Below are 19,798 nucleotides of genomic sequence, written 5' to 3'. Positions count from 1 at the left end.
GAATTTTAATTTTTCCATGATTCTATGGAGGTGGGGTGATGACGAGAGTTGCTTTAATTACTGGTGCTGCTAGTGGAATTGGTCGCGCTTGTGCGGCTAAACTGGCTCAAGTCGATATCAAAGTGGCGATTGTGGATACTCAAGAAGATAAAGGGCAACAAGCCGCTCACCAGTTACAAGGATATTTTATTAAAGCCGATTTAACACAACCGGCTGATTGTCGCCGCGCTGTCGAAAAAACGGTAGAGCAATACGGACAACTGGATATTTTAATTAATAATGCGGGATTTCAACATATAGACCCTGTGGCTGATTTTCCTGAAGAGACTTGGGATAAAATGATTGCTCTGATGTTGAGTGCGCCTTTTTTATTAACTAAATATGCTTGGTCTTATTTGATTAAGTCAGGGCAGGGACGGATTGTTAATATTGGTAGTGTTCATAGTTTAACCGCCAGTCCGTTTAAGGTGGGTTATGTCAGTGCTAAACATGGTCTAGTGGGGTTTACTAAAGTGGTTGCTCTTGAGGGCGGTGAACATGGGTTAACTTGTAATACTATCTGTCCGGCTTATGTGCGAACTCCTTTAGTAGAACAGCAAATTATCGATCAATCTCGCACGTTAGGGATTTCACCCGAAGAAGTGGAAGAAAAAGTCTTTGGACGAAAAACGGTCATTAAACAGCAAAGGCTTTTTGAACCTGAAGATGTGGCCAATTATGTGGCTTTTTTATGTAGTCCCGAGGCTTGGGGAATTACCGGCGCTACCCAGGTGATGGATATGGCTTGGACCGCTCATTAAAACAAGGGTAAAGGGCGATCAATTGGGTTAGCTAAAATTACTTATTCTACAGTGCCAATAAAAATAAAGTGCTTCCTAGTTTAGTAAGGACAATCTCACTTATTTATTGTTCCCTATTTGCGCCGGCTATTCTCATAAATTTTTTTTTTTAATTATTAATCTTTAATTAATTGAATTTAGTTTCATTCTTGCTAAATGTTATCTAAGAAAACTATAATTTTTAGTGGGATACGCTGGAGATTTTGACGAATTAGGTTTTAAATTCCCGTATTCCTACCAAATAAATAGACATTAGAAAAATACCTATTATAATCTTGTTAAAAGGTAAATTATGTATATTTACTTACCTGCCTTGTTATTGAGTTTATTAGGATTATCCTCTGGCTTGATGGCCGGTTTGCTAGGAATAGGCGGCGGAATGGTTATTGTACCAGGCTTATTTTTTATTTTCCAATTGATGGAAATTCCTATGTCTATTTTGATGCACCTGGCAATGGGAACTTCCATGTGTGTGATGATTTGTACAGCAACTGCCTCTACTTGGACTCACCAATTAAAAGGTGATATTAGATGGGATTTTTTAGGGAAAATTCTGCCGGGTATTTTTCTAGGACTTGTGGTAGGAGCTTTGGTCAGTCAGCATTTGTCTACCCGTTTACTCGAGACGATTTTTGGGATTTTTTTATTATTTGTTGCTCTAAGAATTCTTTTAAAAGGTAAGCTGAAATCTCAGCCACAATCAAAACCTCCTCAACTGTCATTTATTAATTTAGTGGGTATGGTAATCGGATTAAAATCAGGATTGTTGGGTATTGGAGGAGGCGCTATTAGTATTCCTTTTTTAATGTACTGCGGTTTACCGATGACTCAAGTGGCAGGAACTTCAGCTTCATTCTCTTTACCGATTTCTATTATCGGGACTTTTTCTTTAGGTCTTTTGGCAGCCTCTGGGACAGATTTTCCGCTAACAACGGGTTATATATACTGGCCTGCTGTTTTGTTGATTGCTCCTTTTACTATGTTTGGTGCCACATTAGGAACTAAACTTTCTCATACTATCTCATCAGAAAAAATGCGGCTGATTTTTGCTTGCTTTCTTATGGCCGTCAGTATTAGAATGCTTCTTCCCTAAACCTATAAAGCCTAGCTGAAATGAGTAAGTTTAAGTAAATATTTCTTAACAGTCGTTAACCCTCGCCGAACATCTCTATAGTAACTATCCGGAAAAGGTTCAAAGGCCAGAGGGAAAGGATGCCTGTTGAGATAATCTCTAAAAGAGCGCAAAGGTCAGTTTGATTAGGGGAAATAATTGTCAACCAATCTGACTTGCTTTTGTTTCTCGAAGTTAACTAGAACAAGATAACCCTACTGACTTAGCCTCAATCACTCAAAAGGTAATTTATTTAACTTTTATTAACAAAACTTAACGAAATCCTCTCTTAAGTGTCTTAACTGTCCTTGACTTTTTTTTTAACTGTCCTAAACTTATTTAATAAAGAGTAGCAGTTGGCTCCATCAAAAAAGCGACTGCTGACTATCAACCAATATCAAGAGGAAAACTAATGTCTAAAAACACCGGCAAGCAAAAAGAAATCAAAGCAGTACCCTTCTTTGCCCGTTTCTTAGAAGAACAAGCGGCTCAAAACGAAACCGCACCGTATCAGAATACTCTCAAGTATCCTTCCGATTGGGAAGATTATTAAATCACCTCTAGCTATCTTCTTTAGAAGTAGAAAACCACTCAGGAGTAGCAATTGGGCAATACTCCTAGCTACTCCTAGCTATCAACCCATATCAACCCGAAACAATCATGTCTAAAAACACTGGCAAACAAAAAGAAATCAAAGCAGTACCCTTCTTTGCCCGTTTCTTAGAAGAACAAGCGGCTCAAAACGAAACCGCACCGTATCAGAATACTCTCAAGTATCCTTCCGATTGGGAAGATTATTAAATCACCTCTAGCTATAAAGCACTCAGGAGTAGCAATTGGGCAACTCTCCTAGCTACTCCTAGCTATCAACCCATATCCACCCGAAAAAATCATGTCTAAAAACACTGGAAAAGCCAAAGAAATCAAAGCAGTACCCTTCTTTGCCCGTTTCTTAGAAGAACAAGCGGCTCAAAACGAAACCGCACCTACTGTCACTCGTAAGTATCCTTCCGATTGGGAAGATTATTAAATCACCTCTAGCTATAAAGCACTCAGGAGTAGCAATTGGGCAATACTCCTAGCTACTCCTAGCTATCAACCCATATCCACAGGAAATAATCATGTCTAAAAACACAGGAAAAGCCAAAGAAATCAAAGCGGTTCCCTTCTTTGCCCGTTTCTTAGAAGAACAAGCGGCTCAAAACGAAACCGCTCCTTACGTTACTAAAAAGTATCCTTCCGATTGGGAAGATTATTAAATCACCTCTAGCTATAAAGCACTCAGGAGTAGCAATTGGGCAATACTCCTAGCTACTCCTAGCTATCAACCCATATCCACAGGAAATAATCATGTCTAAAAACACAGGAAAAGCCAAAGAAATCAAAGCAGTACCCTTCTTTGCCCGTTTCTTAGAAGAACAAGCGGCTCAAAACGAAACCGCTCCTTACGTTACTAAAAAGTATCCTTCCGATTGGGAAGAATATTAAATCACCTCTAGCTATAAAGCACTCAGGAGTAGCAATTGGGCAATACTCCTAGCTACTCCTAGCTATCAACCCATATCCACAGGAAATAATCATGTCTAAAAACACAGGAAAAGCCAAAGAAATCAAAGCAGTACCCTTCTTTGCCCGTTTCTTAGAAGAACAAGCGGCTCAAAACGAAACCGCTCCTTACGTTACTAAAAAGTATCCTTCCGATTGGGAAGAATATTAAATCACCTCTAGCTATAAAGCACTCAGGAGTAGCAATTGGGCAATACTCCTAGCTACTCCTAACAATCCACCATTATCCACAGGAAAATATCATGTCTAAAAACACTGGAAAAGCCAAAGAAATCAAAGCAGTACCCTTCTTTGCCCGTTTCTTAGAAGAACAAGCGGCTCAAAACGAAACCGCACCGTATCAGAATACTCTCAAGTATCCTTCGGATTGGGAAGAATATTAAATCACCTCTAGCTATCTTTATCAGAAGTACAAGAGCACTCAGGAGTAGCAATTGAGTAATACTCCTAGCTACTCCTAACTATCAACCCTTATCAACCCGAAAAAATCATGTCTAAAAACACTGGAAAACAAAAAGAAATCAAAGTAGTACCCTTCTTTGCCCGTTTCTTAGAAGAACAAGCGGCTCAAAGCGAAACCGAAGCCCTTCCTCCTGCTACTCTCAAGTATCCTTCGGATTGGGAAGAATATTAATAGATAGAAGCCATCTTCATCTAAACTGAAAAGCTCAGGAGTAGCGGCTAACCCAACCCTCCTAGCTACTCCTGAGAATCAAGTAAGAGCAACAGGAAATCTCCATGTCTAAAAACACCGGAAAAGCCAGGGAAATAAGAGCCGTAGTTCCTTTCTTTGCTCGTTTTCTAGAAGAACAAGCGGCACATCCAGCTAATCCATTACCCTTTACTCTCAAGTATCCTTCCGATTGGGAAGATGAATAATTAATATAGCAGTTGAAGCATAGGAATATAGCAATCTCCAAGACTAAAACCTAGTTAAAACAAGAATTTGCCTATTGCCTATGGCTATAACAGCGAGCTTGAGGACAATTATCAGCAGTAGGATTATTAAATCACTAACTATCGCTCAAAAGCAAATAGAGTATTACCATGTCTAATAACGCCGCAGCCTTACCTATCACAAACGCCAAGCCGTTTTTTGCTCGTTTTTTAGCAACACAAGAAGAAACACCGCCAACCGAAAAGCCAGCCGAAACGCCAGCACCCTTTCCTTTTCCTGAATTTCCTCCGATTTTTACTCTCAAGTTTCCTTCGGATTGGGAAGACTCATAAGTGATCACGGCACTCAGGCTAATAAAAATAAAGGAGTAGCAGTTATTTTATCACTCCTGGCTACTCCTTGCTATCAACCAATATACTAAGAATATATTACCATGTCTGGAAACAGTGGAAAAGCATCCCCGCTAAACCTGTTGACTTGTTCGCTGGTTTCCTAGAAAAACAAGCCTCACAGCCAGATCACGAACCTCTGCCCAGTCTCAAGTATCCTTTTTAACTGATGGGGTAAAGGGTAAAGGGTAAAAGGTCAAGGAACTCGACTCAAGTCTTTTCCTTTTTTTATTGTACCGTTTTGATCAGAGAAAAGCGTTAATCTTAATACTATATAAGGAGAAAAAAGTTTATGCCTCTATCAAAAGACGTAGTTTTATTAATTACTCACAGTGGTGATTACTTCACAATAGATAGAGTGGCAGAAGCATTGGCCTCTAAAGGTGTGCAACCATTTCGCTTTAATACTGATCAATTTCCGGTAGCTGTACAATTAACAGCACAGTTTGACAACTCTAAAAGCCATTACAGACTAGAAATTGGGACAGAATCCATCACCACAGAACAGGTGAAAGCGGTTTGGATGCGGCGCATTTGGGAGCCAGACCTAAAAGAATTAGATCCCCAGTATCAAAAAGCCTGCGCTACAGAATCCCTGGCGACTTTAGAGGGTTTTTGGGATAGCCTGAGAGAGGCGCATTGGGTAGATCATTTAGAGAAAATCAATGCCGCCAACAATAAGCAGTTGCAACTGCGGTTAGCCTCTGAAGTGGGGCTGAACATTCCCCGAACCCTGATCACCAATAAGGCTGAGGCAGCACGGGAATTTTTTCAGCAATTGGAAGGAAAAATAGTTAGTAAGCTATTAACGCATATTTCCCGCAGTATGGAATACAGTTCTTTTTATCTTTACACCAATAAAGTGACAGAAGAAGACTTGCTCGATGCTGAGTCATTGCGCTATTGTCCAATGGTTTTTCAAGAGCTAATCCCCAAAGAGCAGGAATTGCGGGTAGCCTATGTCAATGGTAATGTATTTGCCGGGGCGCTCAATTCCTCAGTTTATAACGATAAGAGCGTTGATTGGCGGCGTCCGGGGGTTAATCCGGGTTCATGGCAACATCATCAACTCCCAGAAGAATTAGTCAGTCGTCTGAGAAACTTTATGGGGAGACTGGGGCTTTTATTTGGGTCTTTTGATTTTATTTTGACCCCATCAGGAGAATATGTCTTTTTAGAAGTTAACCCGATAGGAGAGTGGGGAATGCTGGAAAAAGACTTAGATTTACCCATTTCTAAAGCAATTGCAGATACTTTAATTTCGTGAAATAACCTTGTTAAATTCAGTTAATCGAGTAACAGATTGATTATGACCGCCTTAATCTTGACTTTTAGCAATGATAACGAAAGTATTCCTCTAGTGATGGAAGCCATTGAAGCTAGAGGAGAAAAAGCCTTTCGTTTTGATACCGACAGATATCCCACCGAAGTGCTACTTGATATCTACTCCGGTGCTTCAGAGGGAGGATTTATTACCGATGGCGACAAGCGGCTAGATTTGAGTGAAGTGACCTCGGTTTGGTATCGCCGCATGAGATACGGACACAAACTGCCCGACAGTATGGACAAGCAATATCGAGAAGCGGCAATTCAAGAAAGTCGCGCCTCTGTTAGGGGATTAATTGCCAGTCTGCCGGGATTTCATTTAGATAAAATCTCAAATGTGGACCGGGCTAATAATAAACAATTACAGTTACAAATAGCCCGAGAACTCGGTCTTGTCACTCCGCGCACCCTAACCTCAAACAATCCAGAGGCAGTCAAGCAATTTGCCGCCGAGTGTCAGGAGCAAGGTATTATTACAAAAATGCTTTCTTCCTTTGCTATCTATGGGGACCAGGGAGAAGAAATGGTAGTTTTTACCACTCCCATTACAGAGGATGACCTAGAAAATATGGAAGGACTGTGTTTTTGTCCGATGACCTTTCAGGAAAACATCCCCAAGGCGCTAGAGTTACGCACTACTATTGTCGGACATCAAGTATTTACCGCCGCCGTCAACTCCCAGAAATTGGAAGGATCGACTTATGATTGGCGCAAAGAGGGCAAAACTTTAGTTAAAGAGTGGGAACCCTACAAATTACCGGAAGATATTGAAAAAAAATTGCTCCAACTGATGGCTTCTTTGGGATTAAACTATGGGGCCATTGATATTATTGTCACCCCCGATGGTCAGCATTTATTCCTTGAGATTAACCCGGTTGGTGAGTTTTTCTGGATGGAAATCTATTCACCAAAATACCCCATTTCTCAAGCCATTGCTGAGATTCTGCTCACGGGGAAAAATTAGAGACTTAGCGGCTGTAAGTAATTGAGAATTTACATTTGAGGGAATTGGTTATGTCAAGGTCGAATTTTGATTTTGAGAGAATGCTCAACCCCATAGAGCCAACAACTTTATTGGAAAAATATTGGGAAAAAAGTCCTTTGCTGGTGGCTAGAAATCATCCAGATTATTACTCTGAGCTTATTTCCCTAAAAAATATTGACTCGATTTTACGTTTGTACGGACCTAAGTCGTCGGATGTCGATCTGATTAAAGAAAACTCTTTCTTTAGCGCAGGTGGAGAAGTGGATTTTAACCAGATATATCAAGCCTATTCTCTCGGTTATAGCCTGGTTATGAGAAAAATTCATGAGCGTTGGCAGCCGCTCTCAGTTCTTCACAAGAATTTAGAAGCTTTTTTAAATCATCCTGTGGGGATAAACCTGTATATGACCAGCAAAAATTCTCAGGGGTTTAAGGCTCATTTTGATACTCATGATGTCTTTATTTTGCAGGTTGAAGGCTCAAAACAATGGAAAATTTATGATTCTCCGATCACTTTGCCGGTTATATCTGACCTGAAATATACCGACAAGTTCATTAATCAACTTAAATCTCCCACAGCCGAATATTGCCTGAATAAAGGGGATTTATTATATATTCCTCGGGGGTATATTCATGAAGTCTATACTGATAATTCTTTTTCGGTTCATCTGACAGTGGGTATCCACTCCTTAAAGTGGTTTGATTTAATCAATAGTGCGGTCACTAAATTAGCTCAAAAAGAGGTTCGATTTAGAGAGTCATTACCGGTAGGCTTTTTGCGCCAAGAGGAGGCCGAAGAATCCCTAAAAAATCAATTTCAAGAACTGCTTAAACTTCTGGCCGAGCAATCAGAAGTTGAGGAGGCAGTAGAAGATATTGCTCAAGGGTTTTTAGGAAAAATGTCTCCCCTAGTTGATGAACAGTTTTATCAGTTAGAAAATCTTGAATATTTAAATTTAGATACAATCGTTAAAAAAAGAGAGGGCTTATATCGTATTATTGAAAAAATTGGCAAAATCGGCATACAATTTGGCAGCAAGACCGTAATGGAATCACTGAGGTCAGAACGGGCTATTCGCTTCATTTTAGAAGCAGAAGAGTTTCCTATTAAAGCTTTACCGGGTCTAGCCGATAATGGAAAACTAACCTTAGTACGCCGCTTAATTCAAGAGGGAATATTAAAAACTGTAGAAGAGGGTTAAAATTATAATTATGCTTGATTGATCTCAACCAGTAAAATAAATTAAAATAAAATTATTGCCTGGATAAAAAATAAAAATTATCAAATAAATACCTAGAGATAAATAATTTTTACTTCCTTTTATTTGGAGATTAAAATAGTGTGACAAACGCAGTAGCTCCTCAATTAGTTTTGACCTTTGATGGCCTGGATGATTACATAGCTTTTGGTAAAAATGACCTAGGTGGTGTTTTTGCACAAGGCAATTCATCCTTTACCATTTCAGGATGGGTGAATCCTCTGCGCTTAACCAATAAAGCTACCACTTATGGAACACGCAATGTCTTTTTTTCTCGTTCTTCAGACCAATACAGCGATAATTTTGAATTAGGCATCAGTGAGGAAGGCAACCTAGATGTCTATATTGATGAGAAGGTAAAAAGACAGATCAAAACCTTGGGGAATGGAGAATTAAGCATCGGTCAATGGCACTTTTTTGCTCTGGTTTTTAATCAAGGTCTTGTGAGTGTATTTCTCGATGATCATCAGTATAGTGATTCTCTGACCGGTTCTTCTTTAAACAAAGCCACTAGCCCCGTTACTTTGGGCGCGACTTTACATAATCAAGTTTATTTTAATGGACAATTAGCTAATATTAGTGTCTGGAAAATTGCCTGTACGGCGGCAGAAATTGAGAGACATCGTAGTGGCCTTATCGAGGGAAATGAAGAAGGATTAATCGCTTATTGGAAATTAAACGAAGGAGAAGGTACAAGCGTCCGCAACGCCAGCAGAAATGCTTTTCATGGCAAATTGCATGGTAATCCCACTTGGGATACAGCCCTAATTCCTTTTACCAAAGAAAACAGGGAACAGGGAACAGGGAACAGGGAACAGGGAACAGGGAACAGGGAACAGGGAACAGGTGAGGGCGGGCACGTTGGCGGGTTCCCCGACATAAGTGAACCGCCGAACCCGAAGGGGAACAGTGTAGGCGCTGGACAAGTACCCCTCCCAACCCCAATAGAAAATGATGAGGGTGCCGAACTTGACCCCAGTCAAAGCGGCAACTTATCCAGCGAAACACCCCTACCCCTCCTACCTCAAGCAGAGGAACTTGACCCCAGTCAAAGCGGCAACTTATCCAGCGAAACACCCCTACCCCTCCTACCTCAAGCAGAGGAAACCCAAACCGCCCCAACCCCTGAAACCGAAGTTTCCACCCCGATAGAATCGCCTGAACCCATACAAACCTTAACCGAGGAGGAATCCCAAAAAACGATGAATACCACAGCAAAACCTAAATATAGAATCCTATCCATTGATGGAGGTGGGATTCGGGGCATTATTCCCGCCATCATCCTAGCAGAAATTGAAAAGCGGACACAAAAGCCCATATCTAGCTTATTTGATTTAATTGCCGGAACTTCAAGCGGCGGAATTCTTGCATTAGGGTTAACCAAACCCCACCTAAATTTAGATGCACCCGGTAGTCCGCCTACTCCCCAATACAGTGCCGAAGACCTCTTGGAACTGTTTGTTAAACATGGTGCAGAAATCTTTTATGAGCCATTTTTTGAAAAAATCCTCGGTTCTCTAGAAGATATTTTTACCCAACCGAAATATTCTCCAGAGGGAAGGGAAACCATTATCAAAGAATATTTTGGACAGGCCCTTCTAGAAAATAATCTTAAAGAAGTTTTTGTCACCAGTTATGATATAGAACAGCGAATACCTATCTTTTTTACCAACAAACTCGAAAAACAAGAAACTCAATCGAGAAGATTTCGTAAATTATGCCTCGGTTTTACCCTCGCCGATGCGGCATTAGCTACCACTGCCACGCCAACATTTTTTCCTCCCTATCATATTGTTACTTCTCATAATTCCAACGGCTTTTATACATTAGTCGATGGGGGTGTAGTGGCCAATAATCCAGCTAATCTAGCCATCTTGGAAGCGAAAATTAGTAACCAAACCCAAAACGAAATCCTTCATACTGAAGATCTTTTGCTCGTTTCCTTGGGGACAGGTTCTCTAACCACTGTATACCCTTATGATGCGGTGAAAAATTGGGGGACATTGCAATGGTCAAGACCTTTATTAAATATTGTCTTTGACGGGGGTAGTGAAGTGACAGCCGGACAATTAGAACGATTGTTTGAGGCTGAAGAAAAGAAAAATATTTATTATCGCTTTCAAACGTTCCTAACTGGGGAATTAGAAGAAATCGATAACGCCAAACTGGACAATATTCGGCGGCTACAAGAATTAACTCATAGACTAATTACCGAAAAAAGTCCACAAATCGATGAATTATGTAGCATATTATCCAGCTAAATTTTATCTTTCTGAGTGAGGAAATAAAACGATGAACAGTTTTTTTAAAGGCTCGGATGCTCCTTCTGGGGGATAAAAAAAACACTCTAATCAGAGTTAATATCTTGTTGTACCCTTAATAATATCTTGTAAATCGTTAACCAATCGTGTAAAAATTTCAGGTAACTAACATGGACGAAATTATTAAAAAAATTGCAGGTTTAGGTCTTCCTGGTATCCTTTTGGTGATTGCTATCGCTGCATCAGGAGGAAGTAGCGCCGCCGCGATCGCTTTAATTGCAGGGTTGGGAGGTCCTTTAGGAATTATAGGCGGTTTAGGCTTGCTCGGTTTGGCTGGTGTGATCGCCGAGGAGGTCACGGCTTTTGGCATTGATGCTATCCTCAAGAATATCTACACTGAACGCAGCAAAACTGAATCCGTCCGCGTTTTGCTCAAAGAAATTCAAGATTTACCCATTACAGATGACCTAAAACTCAAGCTTAAGCATGAACTTAGCCCAAGAACCGTTGATCCGACTGAACCCGAACCAACCCCAAAAACCATTGAAATCATTGAGGAATAATGTCACTGTTACATTCGTTGTATTCCACATCGAATAATCCTTATTCAGGAATCAGGACAAAAAAGTGCCGAAGAACAGCAAAAGGTCCTTTGAGAAAGATGTCAGCCGATAAAATTCTCAAAGGACTTCATTGAAAATCCTACAGTGGATGTTTATAATCAGAAACACTACTCAAGTAAAAGCCAATAAAGGAAGAGACATTGAGACAAATTCATCGGAATTTTGCTCAACTATCAACCTCTTATATTTTTAGAATATGCAAACTCAAGTTGTTCGTGATAAAGCTATAAGTGAGCCGCCTTCGCCTTTAACTCAATTTTGGGAAGATATCAAAATCGTCGCACAACCTTACTGGTATCCAACCGATCCAGGCGGCAGAGCATTTGCTGATGTGATTCGCTCCTGGGGAATGCTGGCTCTACTGGTATTATTAATCGTCGGACTTGTGAGTATAGATGGTTTAGGGAGTTTTTGGAATCGCTATGTAATTGATATTATTATAGAAGAAAGAGACATTTCTAAATATTGGAGTACCTTATGGCTTTCTTGTCTTTTGATTGTGGCGATAACGCTCTTAGTAGGCTTTTCTCAATTTGTTAGAAAAAAAGTCGCTTTGGATTGGTATAGATGGCTAAGTAATTATATTTTACAACAATATTTGAGCAATCGCGCTTATTATAAAATAGGCTTTAAATCGGGTCTGGAAAACCCGGATCAACGTTTATCCCAAGAAATCGAACCTATTACCACTATTACCCTCAGATTTTTAACGACTTTATTGCAAAAAGTCTTAGAAATGAGTACATTTATCATAATTCTCTGGACAATTTCCCAACAGATAGCAATTTATCTGATTATTTATACGATTGTCGGTAACTTAATCGCTGTTTATTTGACCCAAGAATTAAATAAAATTAATAAACAAGAACTAGAATTTAAAGCTGAATACAATTATTCTCTGACTCATGTTCGGGATCATGCTGAATCTATCGCTTTCTTTCAAGGAGAGAATCAAGAAGCAAAAATTATTGAGCGCAGATTTAAAAATGTTTTGGACAATGCTGAACGCCGCTTGAGTTGGGAGAGAGGTCAAGATATTTTTAACCGAGCCTATCAGTCAGCCATCGCTGTGTTTTCTATGTTTATTCTTACACCTTTATTTATTCAAGATCAAATTGATTATGGAGAAATTAGCCAAGCGAGTTTAGCTTGCTTTATGTTTTCTAATGCCCTAGGACAATTAATCGCTGAATGGGGAATTTCAGGACGCTTATCGAGTTATATTCAGCGTTTGGCTGAGTTTTCGGATGGGTTGAAAGCCATCACTCAAGAACCCGAGAAACTAACGACTATTACCACCATAGAAGAAAACCGTTTGGCTTTTGAAAATTTTACCTTACAAACGCCGAATTATGACAAAGTAATTGTAGAAAACTTATCTCTGTCTGTGCAACCCGGACAAGGATTATTAATTGTCGGTCCGAGTGGTCGCGGGAAAAGTTCTCTACTACGGGCCATCGCGGGTTTATGGAATTCGGGAACGGGTCGCCTTATCCGTCCTCCCCTCAAAGATTTGTTGTTTTTACCCCAACGTCCTTATATTATTTTGGGAACTTTGCGCGAACAGTTACTCTATCCTCAGACCACTCGAGAAGTAAGCAATAAAGAACTCGAAGATATTTTGCACCAAGTTAATCTTCAAAACTTGCTAACCCGAGTCAGCGATTTTGATGTAGAAGCGCCTTGGGAGAATATATTATCGTTAGGAGAACAACAACGCCTCGCTTTTGCACGAGTGTTAATTACTCGTCCTAGATTTACCATATTAGATGAAGCTACGAGTGCCTTAGATTTAAGTAATGAAGAAAATTTATATCGAAAATTACAGCAAACTCAAACAACTTTTATTAGTGTCGGACATCGAGAAAGTCTGTTTGATTATCATCAATGGGTTTTGGAACTTTCAGAAAATTCCGGTTGGAAGGTTTTTTCTATAGAAGATTATCGACAGGAAAAAGAAAATGGGCATAATTTGCCGCCAACGGTGGACAATTCCGAAGATAGGGTTACCATAAATGAACCCGAACCCCCCTCACCAAAAACCCATCAATCCGAAAATAATTTAGAACAATCAACCGAAACCCCCTCGCGGCATGAACTTTCTCATCAAGAAATAAAAGTTTTAACGAATTATTCTATTAGCACTATTAGAAACAAAGCAAGGCAAGGGAAAACCATTACCACTAAAGAGGGCTTTACTTATCACTATAATAAAGACCCCAATGTGTTAAAATGGGTTAGAGATTAGCGGTTAAGCTGACAGGGATAAAATTTGTCTATTGAGATAAGGGAACACTTCGGTTCGGCGAGGTGTAAGGATTTGAACTTGATTTCTGAGCGTTAATAATAGCCTATTTAAATGCGTCTTAGCTTATTATTTATTGGCAAAAATTGATCCTTTACACAAGGTAATATCAGACAAATATGAAACAAGATTATCAGCAAAAAGTCGTTACCAAACGTTTAGATTTAATCCCCTTTAAACTGGAACTTGTACAAGCCGCCATAGGGGGAAATGATCAATTAGGAAAAGTTCTCGGGGTGAGAGTGCTACCGGACTGGCTTGAGGAAGATAATTATCAAATTTTACCCGAAATCGCCGCTATTTTGACTAAATATTCCTGGCAAGGAGAATGGGGATGGGGAAATTTAGTCATTCATCAAGCCGACAATACCCTCATTGGCCACGTTATGCTCAAAATTATCCCAGATGCCACAGGTTCACCGACAGAGTCATTGGAACTGGGCTATATCATAGCGCCTTCTTATCGAAGACAGGGATATGGAACTGAAGCGACTAAAGCAATGCTAGATTGGTCATTGTCTCAACCCAATATGCAAACTGTGACAGCCGGTTGCTATGCCGATAATATAGCCTCCAAGCGGGTGCTAGAAAAAATCGGTATGCGGCATATAGATACACGAGGTAACGGTAAGATGCTAGTTTGGGAATTGAACAAGACAGACTTATAGCTCCAAGTACCTGGACATAAATAAACCACTCTGTATAAAGCATTGTAAAACGCCCACAATTCCCTCACACCCTACACCCTACACCCTACACCCTACACCCTACAGTTTGATAGCAACTATTCTTAAGCGTTTATAATCAGCAAACCAAGTCTGATCGCGATAAAGTTTTGTTTTCAGTTGTGCTTCTACTTGCTGAAGGATTTCTGCTCGTTCAGGTTCAGGAACTATCAATAGCCAACTCTTGCCAAACATTTCGATCCAATTTTGTATCCCCTGTTCCCCCTCCTCTAACTGAGTCGGTCGTTCAAATAGGGTGGCATAAGTCACCTCAAACCCTTGCTGCTCAAGTAATATGGCATACTCTCCCACACTGGGAAAATACCAAGGATTTAACTCGGGGGTGACCGGATAGCCGTTTTGGGTCAAAACCCTTTTAAAAGCCGACACAATCTGCTCTACGTTGCCTTTGCCGCCAAATTCAGCCACAAAACGACCGCCCGTTCTCAAAGCTTGCCAAATACAGCGAATAGCCCCTTGAGAGTCTTTGATCCAGTGCAACGCCGCATTGGAAAAAACAGCATCAAAGGGTGTCTCTACTGAAAAGTTCGCTCCATCAGCTACCCGAAATTGGAGATCAGGATAGTTTTTAGCCGCCTGAGCAATCATCGTGGGTGAATGGTCAATTCCGGTAACGATTGCACCCATTTGCGCGATTTGATGGGTTAATTGACCTGTGCCGCAGCCAAGATCAAGGACCTGCTCTCGCTTTTGAGGGGACAAAATTTCTATGAGTTCTGCCCCATAGTGCCAGACAAAAGCATATTTATCTTGGTAGAGATTAGCATCCCAGGTCGTATTAGGTCTTAATGATTGATTCATAATCTAAAAGGAGTAGGTACGAGGCAGAAGGCTCGATTCAAGGAAAAAAGGGGGGTTGGGCTTGCATAGCACTCAATCCAACCCCAATCAAGTTAAATTAACTTATAACTCGCCGCGAATGTCTTCTACGATTCCATCTTTAATGACCACTTCTACATTCATCTTTTGCACCAAATTATCTCCGACTTCAACACGGAAAAAGCTTTCTAATTGTGCCTGAACAACCTCTTCATCTAACTTGAGGACTTGGACTTGTTGAAGTTGCTGGAGAGCTTGATTTTTCCGTTCTAAGATCTCAGCTTTTTTTTGGTTTACTTGGTTTTGAATGTTCTCAATTTGCTGTGAGACTTGGGGCGGCGGCGGAATAATACTTTGCTTTTGAATGTTAGCGATCATTTGTTGTCCCTGCATCTCCAATTGCTGTAGTTGAGTATCTAACTGCTCAACTTGAAATTGAAGTTGTTGCTGGACTTCCTCTTTCCATTTATCGGTAACAATAACCTTGAGGATGACTGGTCGTTTTAGCAGTAAGCTGGTGTTCGTCTCGTCCATAAGTTTTTTCTAAGTTGTCAGTGGTTAATGGGTAGGCAGGGATTGAGGGAGATAAGATAGCTGTAGTCATACGATAACTTATCTGAAAAACCCGCCTATACAGGAGCCAGGAAAAAGTCCCCGACTCCAGTCAGTGGCCAGTGGTCATAACTGAACACTCATAAGTATTACAGTTAACACTAATGGCGGTTAACTGTGAATTATTTATACATCCCGTCAATAATAGCGCGATACCGTTCCATTACAACCGGTCGCTTGATCTTTAAGGTTTGGGTCATGGTTCCATTTTCGATAGAAAAAGGTTCTAAAATTAACTCAAATTCTTTAATCTGGTCATCAGCACGGTATCCGGGGCGGTCCTTCACCAGTCGGTTCAATTCTTGGCGCAATAAGTTTTGAACCGGCTTACTCGAGAGGGAAGAGGCATGAATTTCTTCGATGGATGCTTCGGGTCCGGGAATTTCTAGGTCGAGTTGTTGTTGTTTGGCCCAAGTTTGTAGGGCATCAAGATTAGGCACAATGAGCGCTCCCAAGGCTTTTTGATCTTGACCCACTAACATAATTTGGTCAATATAGGGACTGCGAACACAAGCATCTTCTATGGGTTGGGGTTCGATATTTTCGCCATTACTGAGAACGATGGTGTCTTTTGCTCGTCCGCTTATGACTAAATCATTCATCGGTGTCACCCAACCCAAGTCTCCACTGTCAAACCACCCTTGAGGATCGATCACTTTAGCTGTGGCTTCAGGTTTTTTGTAATATCCTTGCATGACTTGTGGCCCGCGAATGAGAACTAACCCCTGTTGTTCGACGGGTAATTCCTGCCGCGTTTCGGGATCAACAATACGAATTTCTGTGTAACGAAGGGGTGTGCCACATGATCCTCTTAAGTTTCTCTCTAAAGTGCGAACATTGGTTACGGGTGAGGTTTCTGTCAGTCCATATCCCACTAATACAGGTATATTGACAATTTCATAAAAGGTGTCTATGTGTCTTGCTAGAGAACCTCCGCCACTGATCCAAGCTTTGACGTTTTTTCCCACTCCCTCTCTTACTTTTTCGTATATTAGGCGATCTCCTAAAGCGTGTAGGGGGGCTAATAAAGCGGCTTTGAGTTTAGCCTGTAGCCGCTCACTGGCTGAAGCATTTAGGTGATTTAAACTTAAATTATTAGCGATGCGTTGAGCTAGGATGTAATTTTCAGATTGCTTGAGGAAAAAGTTGACCAATTTTTGCTTATTGGCATTTTGTTCGCGAAACTGTTTTTGTATTCCTTCATAAACCGATTCCCAAAGGCGAGGAACTCCTACCATTAAATGAGGTTGAAATCGTTTTAAATCGTTTTTAAAGCTGCGAAGATTGGTATAAATTTGGGTAACACCTTGGGAGAGAACATAATATTCTACGGTGCGCTCATAGGAGTGCCAAGAGGGTAAAATGCTTAAAACGCGATCACCCGGCTCAGGTTGAAACACCGTGCCAAAATTGATGATCTGATGTAATAAGTTGCCATGAGAGAGCATGACTCCTTTGGGTTTTCCTGTCGTTCCAGAGGTATAGATAAGGGTAGCGAGGCTGGCGCGAGTTTGCTCGACGGGTTTAAAGGGTGAATTGGCTCCTAGTTCTAATAATTGCTTGAAATTGAGAATTTTTAGGGGGTCATTAGTGGGGGCCTGTTCATCCGATAGGAGTATTACAAATTGAACCGTTAACTCATCAAGTTCAGGGCGCAGTTTTGTTAAAGTTTTTAAGTCTTCTACCACTAGAGCGATGCTATCGCTATCATTGTATATATATAGTAATTCTTGTCGTTCGGCTCCAGAAGATCGTACGGCATTGGCTGCCCCAGAGATAATAATTCCTTGGTCAGCGATAAACCAACGAGGACAATTATCAGCAAATAAAGCGATTTTGGCTTCGGGATCGACTCCTAATGCTTGTAAACCTCTGGCAAATTCCTGTATCTGTCGGTATAAATCTGAATAAGTAATAATTATTTCTGGCTTACTATGAGGGTCATGAAGTGCAACTATGTCCCCAAATTGCTGTTGAGCGATGGGCCAGATTTCCGATAAGGCGTTTATCTTTGAATAATCAATAAGTTTACTCATGGTATTAAGGATTATAGGAGGTTTTTACTTAGTTTAATCGAAAAGAGTCTATGATTAATTTTAGTTTTGGGCAAAGCCCTCCTAGTGATGAGAGTGGACAGATTGAGGGTTGTCTATTGATTATTGATTATCATAAATTATTATCTATCATTAGCTATGAAGAAAACCTAGTATTAAATTTTATTCTCTTGAGCCTGCATGGAATAGCTTTTTTTGGGGAGAATTGACAGTTTTACGTGAAATTAGTAAAATTAATTTTATTGATTTTTTCAGTTTATTATTGTAAATTATTATTAAAGTTGATCGGTTTAAGATTTGTGTTCCCACCATTAGAGAATTTAGGAGATAATCAATAATGTATTGGCGAGATCATTGCTTGAGCTTGATTCATCTTAGGGAAAAACTTCAGTGTTACAATTCTTAAAAAAAATCGCCGCCCCTTTCCAGGAACGACGGTTAAACACCTCATAACTCATCCAAAACGGGAAAATTTACCAGAAGGTCGAAGACTCATTTAAAAAATATCGAATTGTATCAATTGATGACCTCTACCAAATGTGTGATCCCATGTTGATCCAAATGGTAATATCAGATACAAAACCCAAAAAATAAACAAAAAAAATTTAACAATATTTTAAGAGGTGGGTTGATGATTAATGAAAACTCTTTTGTTTTAATGCTAGACAAATTCCAAAAAAATTTAGAGGAGCTTTATAAAAATGCCGGCAGAAATAGTCACACCACTGTAGAAGAATCTAGAGGACTCCTATCGGTTGCTTACAAAGAACTCGGGACGGCTTCTGAAGAGTTACAAATAGCTCTCGAAGAGTTAACCGTAAAATCTGAGGAATTGGCAACGACTCAAATGAAATTAGAGGCAGAACGCCAGCACTATAAAGCCGTATTTGAGCTTTTACCGGATGCTTATGTAATTAGCAATCTTGAAGGAAAAATTTTACAAGCTAACCAAGCCTGCGCTACTCTTTTAAATGTTGAGTCGCGTTTTTTAAGCAACAAACCCATAGATATCTTTTTGCCGCCACAAGAACGGCAGCTTTTAGTCACTAAACTAAGTCAGCTACATCACTCAGGACAGTCTCAACATTGGGTTACCCGTATTCAACCCCGAAATGCAGAATTGCTAGAGATTGCCATCAGCGTTGCTCATCGTTATGATCGTGGGGGTAAGCTAGTCGCTTTACATTGGATTTTGCGCGAACAGACTCAACATCAGCAGGTTCACTGTTGGCCAGTAAAAAATAATGGTAGTCTCTCTCAAGAAACGTCTAAATATATTTATCAACAAGGGGAAATTATTCCCTTACATCCTAATAGTCTTTGGATAGTGCATCAAGGATGGGTAAAGCTGAGTACCCTTGCTGAAAGTGGCGAAGAAATCCTCATTGGTTTAGTCGGCGAGTCCATGCCTTTTGGTTCTAGTTTAACTTCTCTTCCCACTTATCAAGCCACTGCCCTCTCGCAAAAAGTACAGTTATCCTGTGTCCCTTTAGCACAGGTTGTAAATTCTACTGAAGGGATTAAAATGATTTTTCCTCAAATTATTGAGCGCTTGCGACAGACAGAATACCTTTTAGCTATTGGTGGAGTGCGGCAAGTAAACGAACGAGTCAATCAACTTTTGTTGTGGTTGAAAGAGAATTTTTCTCAAAAAACTGCCCAAGGTTATCGTTTACGAGTTCGTCTTACTCATCAAGAATTGGCTAATGCTTGTGGCACCACTAGAGTGACCATTACACGATTGTTGGGCCAACTAAAAAAACAAGGAAAAATTATTTATGATACCAAGCATCACATTATTTTCCTTTCAGAAAATTGAAGACTGAAGCATAAAAGTCGAGGGCTATTTCATTCTCTCAAACACCCTAACCCTGAAGGGTTGGGCTACACGAACCAAGCCCGCCTGCGCGGGCTATCTGACGAATTATGAGCCTTTTAGCCTGCGTAGGCAGGCTTGGTTCGTATAGCTCCAGGCTTTAGCCTGTGAGCGTTTCAAAAGAATGAA

General features: G+C 40.3%; 23 protein-coding genes. 20 read left to right on the top strand and 3 right to left on the bottom strand.

Translation table 11 applies throughout. The features are described from left to right. Window positions 1–38: 38 nt before the first annotated feature. The 19 genes from CYAN7822_RS23745 to CYAN7822_RS23700 all read left to right on the top strand — a co-directional run bounded on the left by CYAN7822_RS23745 (window position 39) and on the right by CYAN7822_RS23700 (window position 14,230). Complete coding sequence (locus CYAN7822_RS23745; protein WP_013324792.1) at window positions 39–800, top strand: 3-hydroxybutyrate dehydrogenase; 762 nt, start codon at window positions 39–41, stop codon at window positions 798–800. 331 nt (window positions 801–1,131) lie between these two features. Then, the gene (locus tag CYAN7822_RS23740) at window positions 1,132–1,932 is read left to right on the top strand and encodes a sulfite exporter TauE/SafE family protein (RefSeq protein WP_013324791.1); all 801 of its coding nucleotides are present in this window, start codon (window positions 1,132–1,134) and stop codon (window positions 1,930–1,932) included. Window positions 1,933–2,362: 430 nt separating this feature from the next. Beyond that, window positions 2,363–2,503 (top strand): microviridin/marinostatin family tricyclic proteinase inhibitor, encoded by a 141-nt coding sequence (locus CYAN7822_RS36030; protein WP_013324790.1) that lies wholly within the window; start codon window positions 2,363–2,365, stop codon window positions 2,501–2,503. A gap of 107 nt (window positions 2,504–2,610) precedes the next feature. After that, a complete protein-coding gene (locus CYAN7822_RS36025) occupies window positions 2,611–2,751 on the top strand; it encodes a microviridin/marinostatin family tricyclic proteinase inhibitor (RefSeq protein WP_013324790.1) in 141 nt (46 codons plus the stop codon). A 91-nt stretch (window positions 2,752–2,842) separates the two neighbouring features. Continuing rightward, entirely contained in the window at window positions 2,843–2,980 is a 138-nt protein-coding gene (locus CYAN7822_RS36020) for a microviridin/marinostatin family tricyclic proteinase inhibitor (protein ID WP_013324789.1), read from the top strand. A gap of 91 nt (window positions 2,981–3,071) precedes the next feature. Then, entirely contained in the window at window positions 3,072–3,209 is a 138-nt protein-coding gene (locus CYAN7822_RS36015; RefSeq protein WP_013324788.1) for a microviridin/marinostatin family tricyclic proteinase inhibitor, read from the top strand. A 91-nt stretch (window positions 3,210–3,300) separates the two neighbouring features. Further along, entirely contained in the window at window positions 3,301–3,438 is a 138-nt protein-coding gene (locus CYAN7822_RS36010) for a microviridin/marinostatin family tricyclic proteinase inhibitor (RefSeq protein WP_013324787.1), read from the top strand. 91 nt (window positions 3,439–3,529) lie between these two features. Further along, on the top strand, window positions 3,530–3,667 hold the full coding sequence (locus CYAN7822_RS36005; protein WP_013324787.1) for a microviridin/marinostatin family tricyclic proteinase inhibitor: 138 nt from the start codon (window positions 3,530–3,532) through the stop codon (window positions 3,665–3,667). Between the two features lie 91 nt (window positions 3,668–3,758). Next, window positions 3,759–3,899 (top strand): microviridin/marinostatin family tricyclic proteinase inhibitor, encoded by a 141-nt coding sequence (locus CYAN7822_RS36000; RefSeq protein ID WP_013324786.1) that lies wholly within the window; start codon window positions 3,759–3,761, stop codon window positions 3,897–3,899. A gap of 107 nt (window positions 3,900–4,006) precedes the next feature. Further along, window positions 4,007–4,150: a microviridin/marinostatin family tricyclic proteinase inhibitor gene (locus CYAN7822_RS35995; protein WP_013324785.1), complete on the top strand. Its 144-nt coding sequence runs from the start codon at window positions 4,007–4,009 to the stop codon at window positions 4,148–4,150. A gap of 104 nt (window positions 4,151–4,254) precedes the next feature. Then, window positions 4,255–4,395, top strand: coding sequence for a microviridin/marinostatin family tricyclic proteinase inhibitor (locus CYAN7822_RS37925; protein ID WP_013324784.1), 141 nt, complete (start codon window positions 4,255–4,257; stop codon window positions 4,393–4,395). A gap of 168 nt (window positions 4,396–4,563) precedes the next feature. Beyond that, a complete protein-coding gene (locus CYAN7822_RS23735; protein WP_013324783.1) occupies window positions 4,564–4,746 on the top strand; it encodes a microviridin/marinostatin family tricyclic proteinase inhibitor in 183 nt (60 codons plus the stop codon). Between the two features lie 349 nt (window positions 4,747–5,095). Continuing rightward, a complete protein-coding gene (locus CYAN7822_RS23730) occupies window positions 5,096–6,070 on the top strand; it encodes an MvdC family ATP-grasp ribosomal peptide maturase (protein WP_013324782.1) in 975 nt (324 codons plus the stop codon). Window positions 6,071–6,112: 42 nt separating this feature from the next. After that, window positions 6,113–7,093 carry an MvdD family ATP-grasp ribosomal peptide maturase gene (locus CYAN7822_RS23725; protein ID WP_013324781.1) on the top strand — a complete coding sequence of 327 codons (981 nt, stop codon included), beginning with the start codon at window positions 6,113–6,115 and terminating at the stop codon, window positions 7,091–7,093. Window positions 7,094–7,143: 50 nt separating this feature from the next. Then, window positions 7,144–8,316, top strand: coding sequence for a cupin domain-containing protein (locus CYAN7822_RS23720; protein WP_013324780.1), 1,173 nt, complete (start codon window positions 7,144–7,146; stop codon window positions 8,314–8,316). 140 nt (window positions 8,317–8,456) lie between these two features. Further along, the gene (locus CYAN7822_RS23715) at window positions 8,457–10,634 is read left to right on the top strand and encodes a patatin-like phospholipase family protein (protein WP_013324779.1); all 2,178 of its coding nucleotides are present in this window, start codon (window positions 8,457–8,459) and stop codon (window positions 10,632–10,634) included. Between the two features lie 170 nt (window positions 10,635–10,804). Continuing rightward, on the top strand, window positions 10,805–11,197 hold the full coding sequence (locus tag CYAN7822_RS23710; protein ID WP_013324778.1) for a hypothetical protein: 393 nt from the start codon (window positions 10,805–10,807) through the stop codon (window positions 11,195–11,197). Window positions 11,198–11,453: 256 nt separating this feature from the next. Next, window positions 11,454–13,505, top strand: a complete 2,052-nt coding sequence (locus tag CYAN7822_RS23705; RefSeq protein WP_013324777.1) for an ABC transporter ATP-binding protein/permease — start codon at window positions 11,454–11,456, stop codon at window positions 13,503–13,505. Window positions 13,506–13,681: 176 nt separating this feature from the next. Continuing rightward, the gene (locus CYAN7822_RS23700; RefSeq protein ID WP_013324776.1) at window positions 13,682–14,230 is read left to right on the top strand and encodes a GNAT family N-acetyltransferase; all 549 of its coding nucleotides are present in this window, start codon (window positions 13,682–13,684) and stop codon (window positions 14,228–14,230) included. Between the two features lie 99 nt (window positions 14,231–14,329). On the opposite strand, the gene CYAN7822_RS23695 is transcribed toward CYAN7822_RS23700, so the two are convergent. The 3 genes from CYAN7822_RS23695 to CYAN7822_RS23685 all read right to left on the bottom strand — a co-directional run bounded on the left by CYAN7822_RS23695 (window position 14,330) and on the right by CYAN7822_RS23685 (window position 17,775). Next, on the bottom strand, window positions 14,330–15,109 hold the full coding sequence (locus tag CYAN7822_RS23695) for a class I SAM-dependent methyltransferase (protein WP_013324775.1): 780 nt from the start codon (window positions 15,107–15,109) through the stop codon (window positions 14,330–14,332). A gap of 102 nt (window positions 15,110–15,211) precedes the next feature. Further along, complete coding sequence (locus CYAN7822_RS23690) at window positions 15,212–15,661, bottom strand: YlqD family protein (RefSeq protein WP_013324774.1); 450 nt, start codon at window positions 15,659–15,661, stop codon at window positions 15,212–15,214. 200 nt (window positions 15,662–15,861) lie between these two features. Continuing rightward, on the bottom strand, window positions 15,862–17,775 hold the full coding sequence (locus tag CYAN7822_RS23685) for a long-chain fatty acid--CoA ligase (RefSeq protein ID WP_013324773.1): 1,914 nt from the start codon (window positions 17,773–17,775) through the stop codon (window positions 15,862–15,864). Window positions 17,776–18,424: 649 nt separating this feature from the next. Here CYAN7822_RS23685 and CYAN7822_RS23680 point away from each other — a divergent pair. Beyond that, window positions 18,425–19,612 (top strand): helix-turn-helix domain-containing protein, encoded by a 1,188-nt coding sequence (locus tag CYAN7822_RS23680; RefSeq protein WP_013324771.1) that lies wholly within the window; start codon window positions 18,425–18,427, stop codon window positions 19,610–19,612. Window positions 19,613–19,798 lie beyond the last annotated feature (186 nt).

It is taken from the genome of Gloeothece verrucosa PCC 7822, assembly GCF_000147335.1.
Lineage (GTDB): Bacteria > Cyanobacteriota > Cyanobacteriia > Cyanobacteriales > Microcystaceae > Gloeothece > Gloeothece verrucosa.
Note: the sequence above shows the minus strand (reverse complement) of the source record. Positions and strands in the feature narration are given on the sequence as shown.

Coding starts and splice junctions, on each gene's coding strand:
- CYAN7822_RS23745 (WP_013324792.1), top strand. CDS start 39: ATGACGAGAGTTGCTTTAATTACTGGTGCTGCTAGTGGAATTGGTCGC.
- CYAN7822_RS23740 (WP_013324791.1), top strand. CDS start 1,132: ATGTATATTTACTTACCTGCCTTGTTATTGAGTTTATTAGGATTATCC.
- CYAN7822_RS36030 (WP_013324790.1), top strand. CDS start 2,363: ATGTCTAAAAACACCGGCAAGCAAAAAGAAATCAAAGCAGTACCCTTC.
- CYAN7822_RS36025 (WP_013324790.1), top strand. CDS start 2,611: ATGTCTAAAAACACTGGCAAACAAAAAGAAATCAAAGCAGTACCCTTC.
- CYAN7822_RS36020 (WP_013324789.1), top strand. CDS start 2,843: ATGTCTAAAAACACTGGAAAAGCCAAAGAAATCAAAGCAGTACCCTTC.
- CYAN7822_RS36015 (WP_013324788.1), top strand. CDS start 3,072: ATGTCTAAAAACACAGGAAAAGCCAAAGAAATCAAAGCGGTTCCCTTC.
- CYAN7822_RS36010 (WP_013324787.1), top strand. CDS start 3,301: ATGTCTAAAAACACAGGAAAAGCCAAAGAAATCAAAGCAGTACCCTTC.
- CYAN7822_RS36005 (WP_013324787.1), top strand. CDS start 3,530: ATGTCTAAAAACACAGGAAAAGCCAAAGAAATCAAAGCAGTACCCTTC.
- CYAN7822_RS36000 (WP_013324786.1), top strand. CDS start 3,759: ATGTCTAAAAACACTGGAAAAGCCAAAGAAATCAAAGCAGTACCCTTC.
- CYAN7822_RS35995 (WP_013324785.1), top strand. CDS start 4,007: ATGTCTAAAAACACTGGAAAACAAAAAGAAATCAAAGTAGTACCCTTC.
- CYAN7822_RS37925 (WP_013324784.1), top strand. CDS start 4,255: ATGTCTAAAAACACCGGAAAAGCCAGGGAAATAAGAGCCGTAGTTCCT.
- CYAN7822_RS23735 (WP_013324783.1), top strand. CDS start 4,564: ATGTCTAATAACGCCGCAGCCTTACCTATCACAAACGCCAAGCCGTTT.
- CYAN7822_RS23730 (WP_013324782.1), top strand. CDS start 5,096: ATGCCTCTATCAAAAGACGTAGTTTTATTAATTACTCACAGTGGTGAT.
- CYAN7822_RS23725 (WP_013324781.1), top strand. CDS start 6,113: ATGACCGCCTTAATCTTGACTTTTAGCAATGATAACGAAAGTATTCCT.
- CYAN7822_RS23720 (WP_013324780.1), top strand. CDS start 7,144: ATGTCAAGGTCGAATTTTGATTTTGAGAGAATGCTCAACCCCATAGAG.
- CYAN7822_RS23710 (WP_013324778.1), top strand. CDS start 10,805: ATGGACGAAATTATTAAAAAAATTGCAGGTTTAGGTCTTCCTGGTATC.
- CYAN7822_RS23705 (WP_013324777.1), top strand. CDS start 11,454: ATGCAAACTCAAGTTGTTCGTGATAAAGCTATAAGTGAGCCGCCTTCG.
- CYAN7822_RS23700 (WP_013324776.1), top strand. CDS start 13,682: ATGAAACAAGATTATCAGCAAAAAGTCGTTACCAAACGTTTAGATTTA.
- CYAN7822_RS23695 (WP_013324775.1), bottom strand. CDS start 15,109: ATGAATCAATCATTAAGACCTAATACGACCTGGGATGCTAATCTCTAC.
- CYAN7822_RS23690 (WP_013324774.1), bottom strand. CDS start 15,661: ATGGACGAGACGAACACCAGCTTACTGCTAAAACGACCAGTCATCCTC.
- CYAN7822_RS23685 (WP_013324773.1), bottom strand. CDS start 17,775: ATGAGTAAACTTATTGATTATTCAAAGATAAACGCCTTATCGGAAATC.
- CYAN7822_RS23680 (WP_013324771.1), top strand. CDS start 18,425: ATGATTAATGAAAACTCTTTTGTTTTAATGCTAGACAAATTCCAAAAA.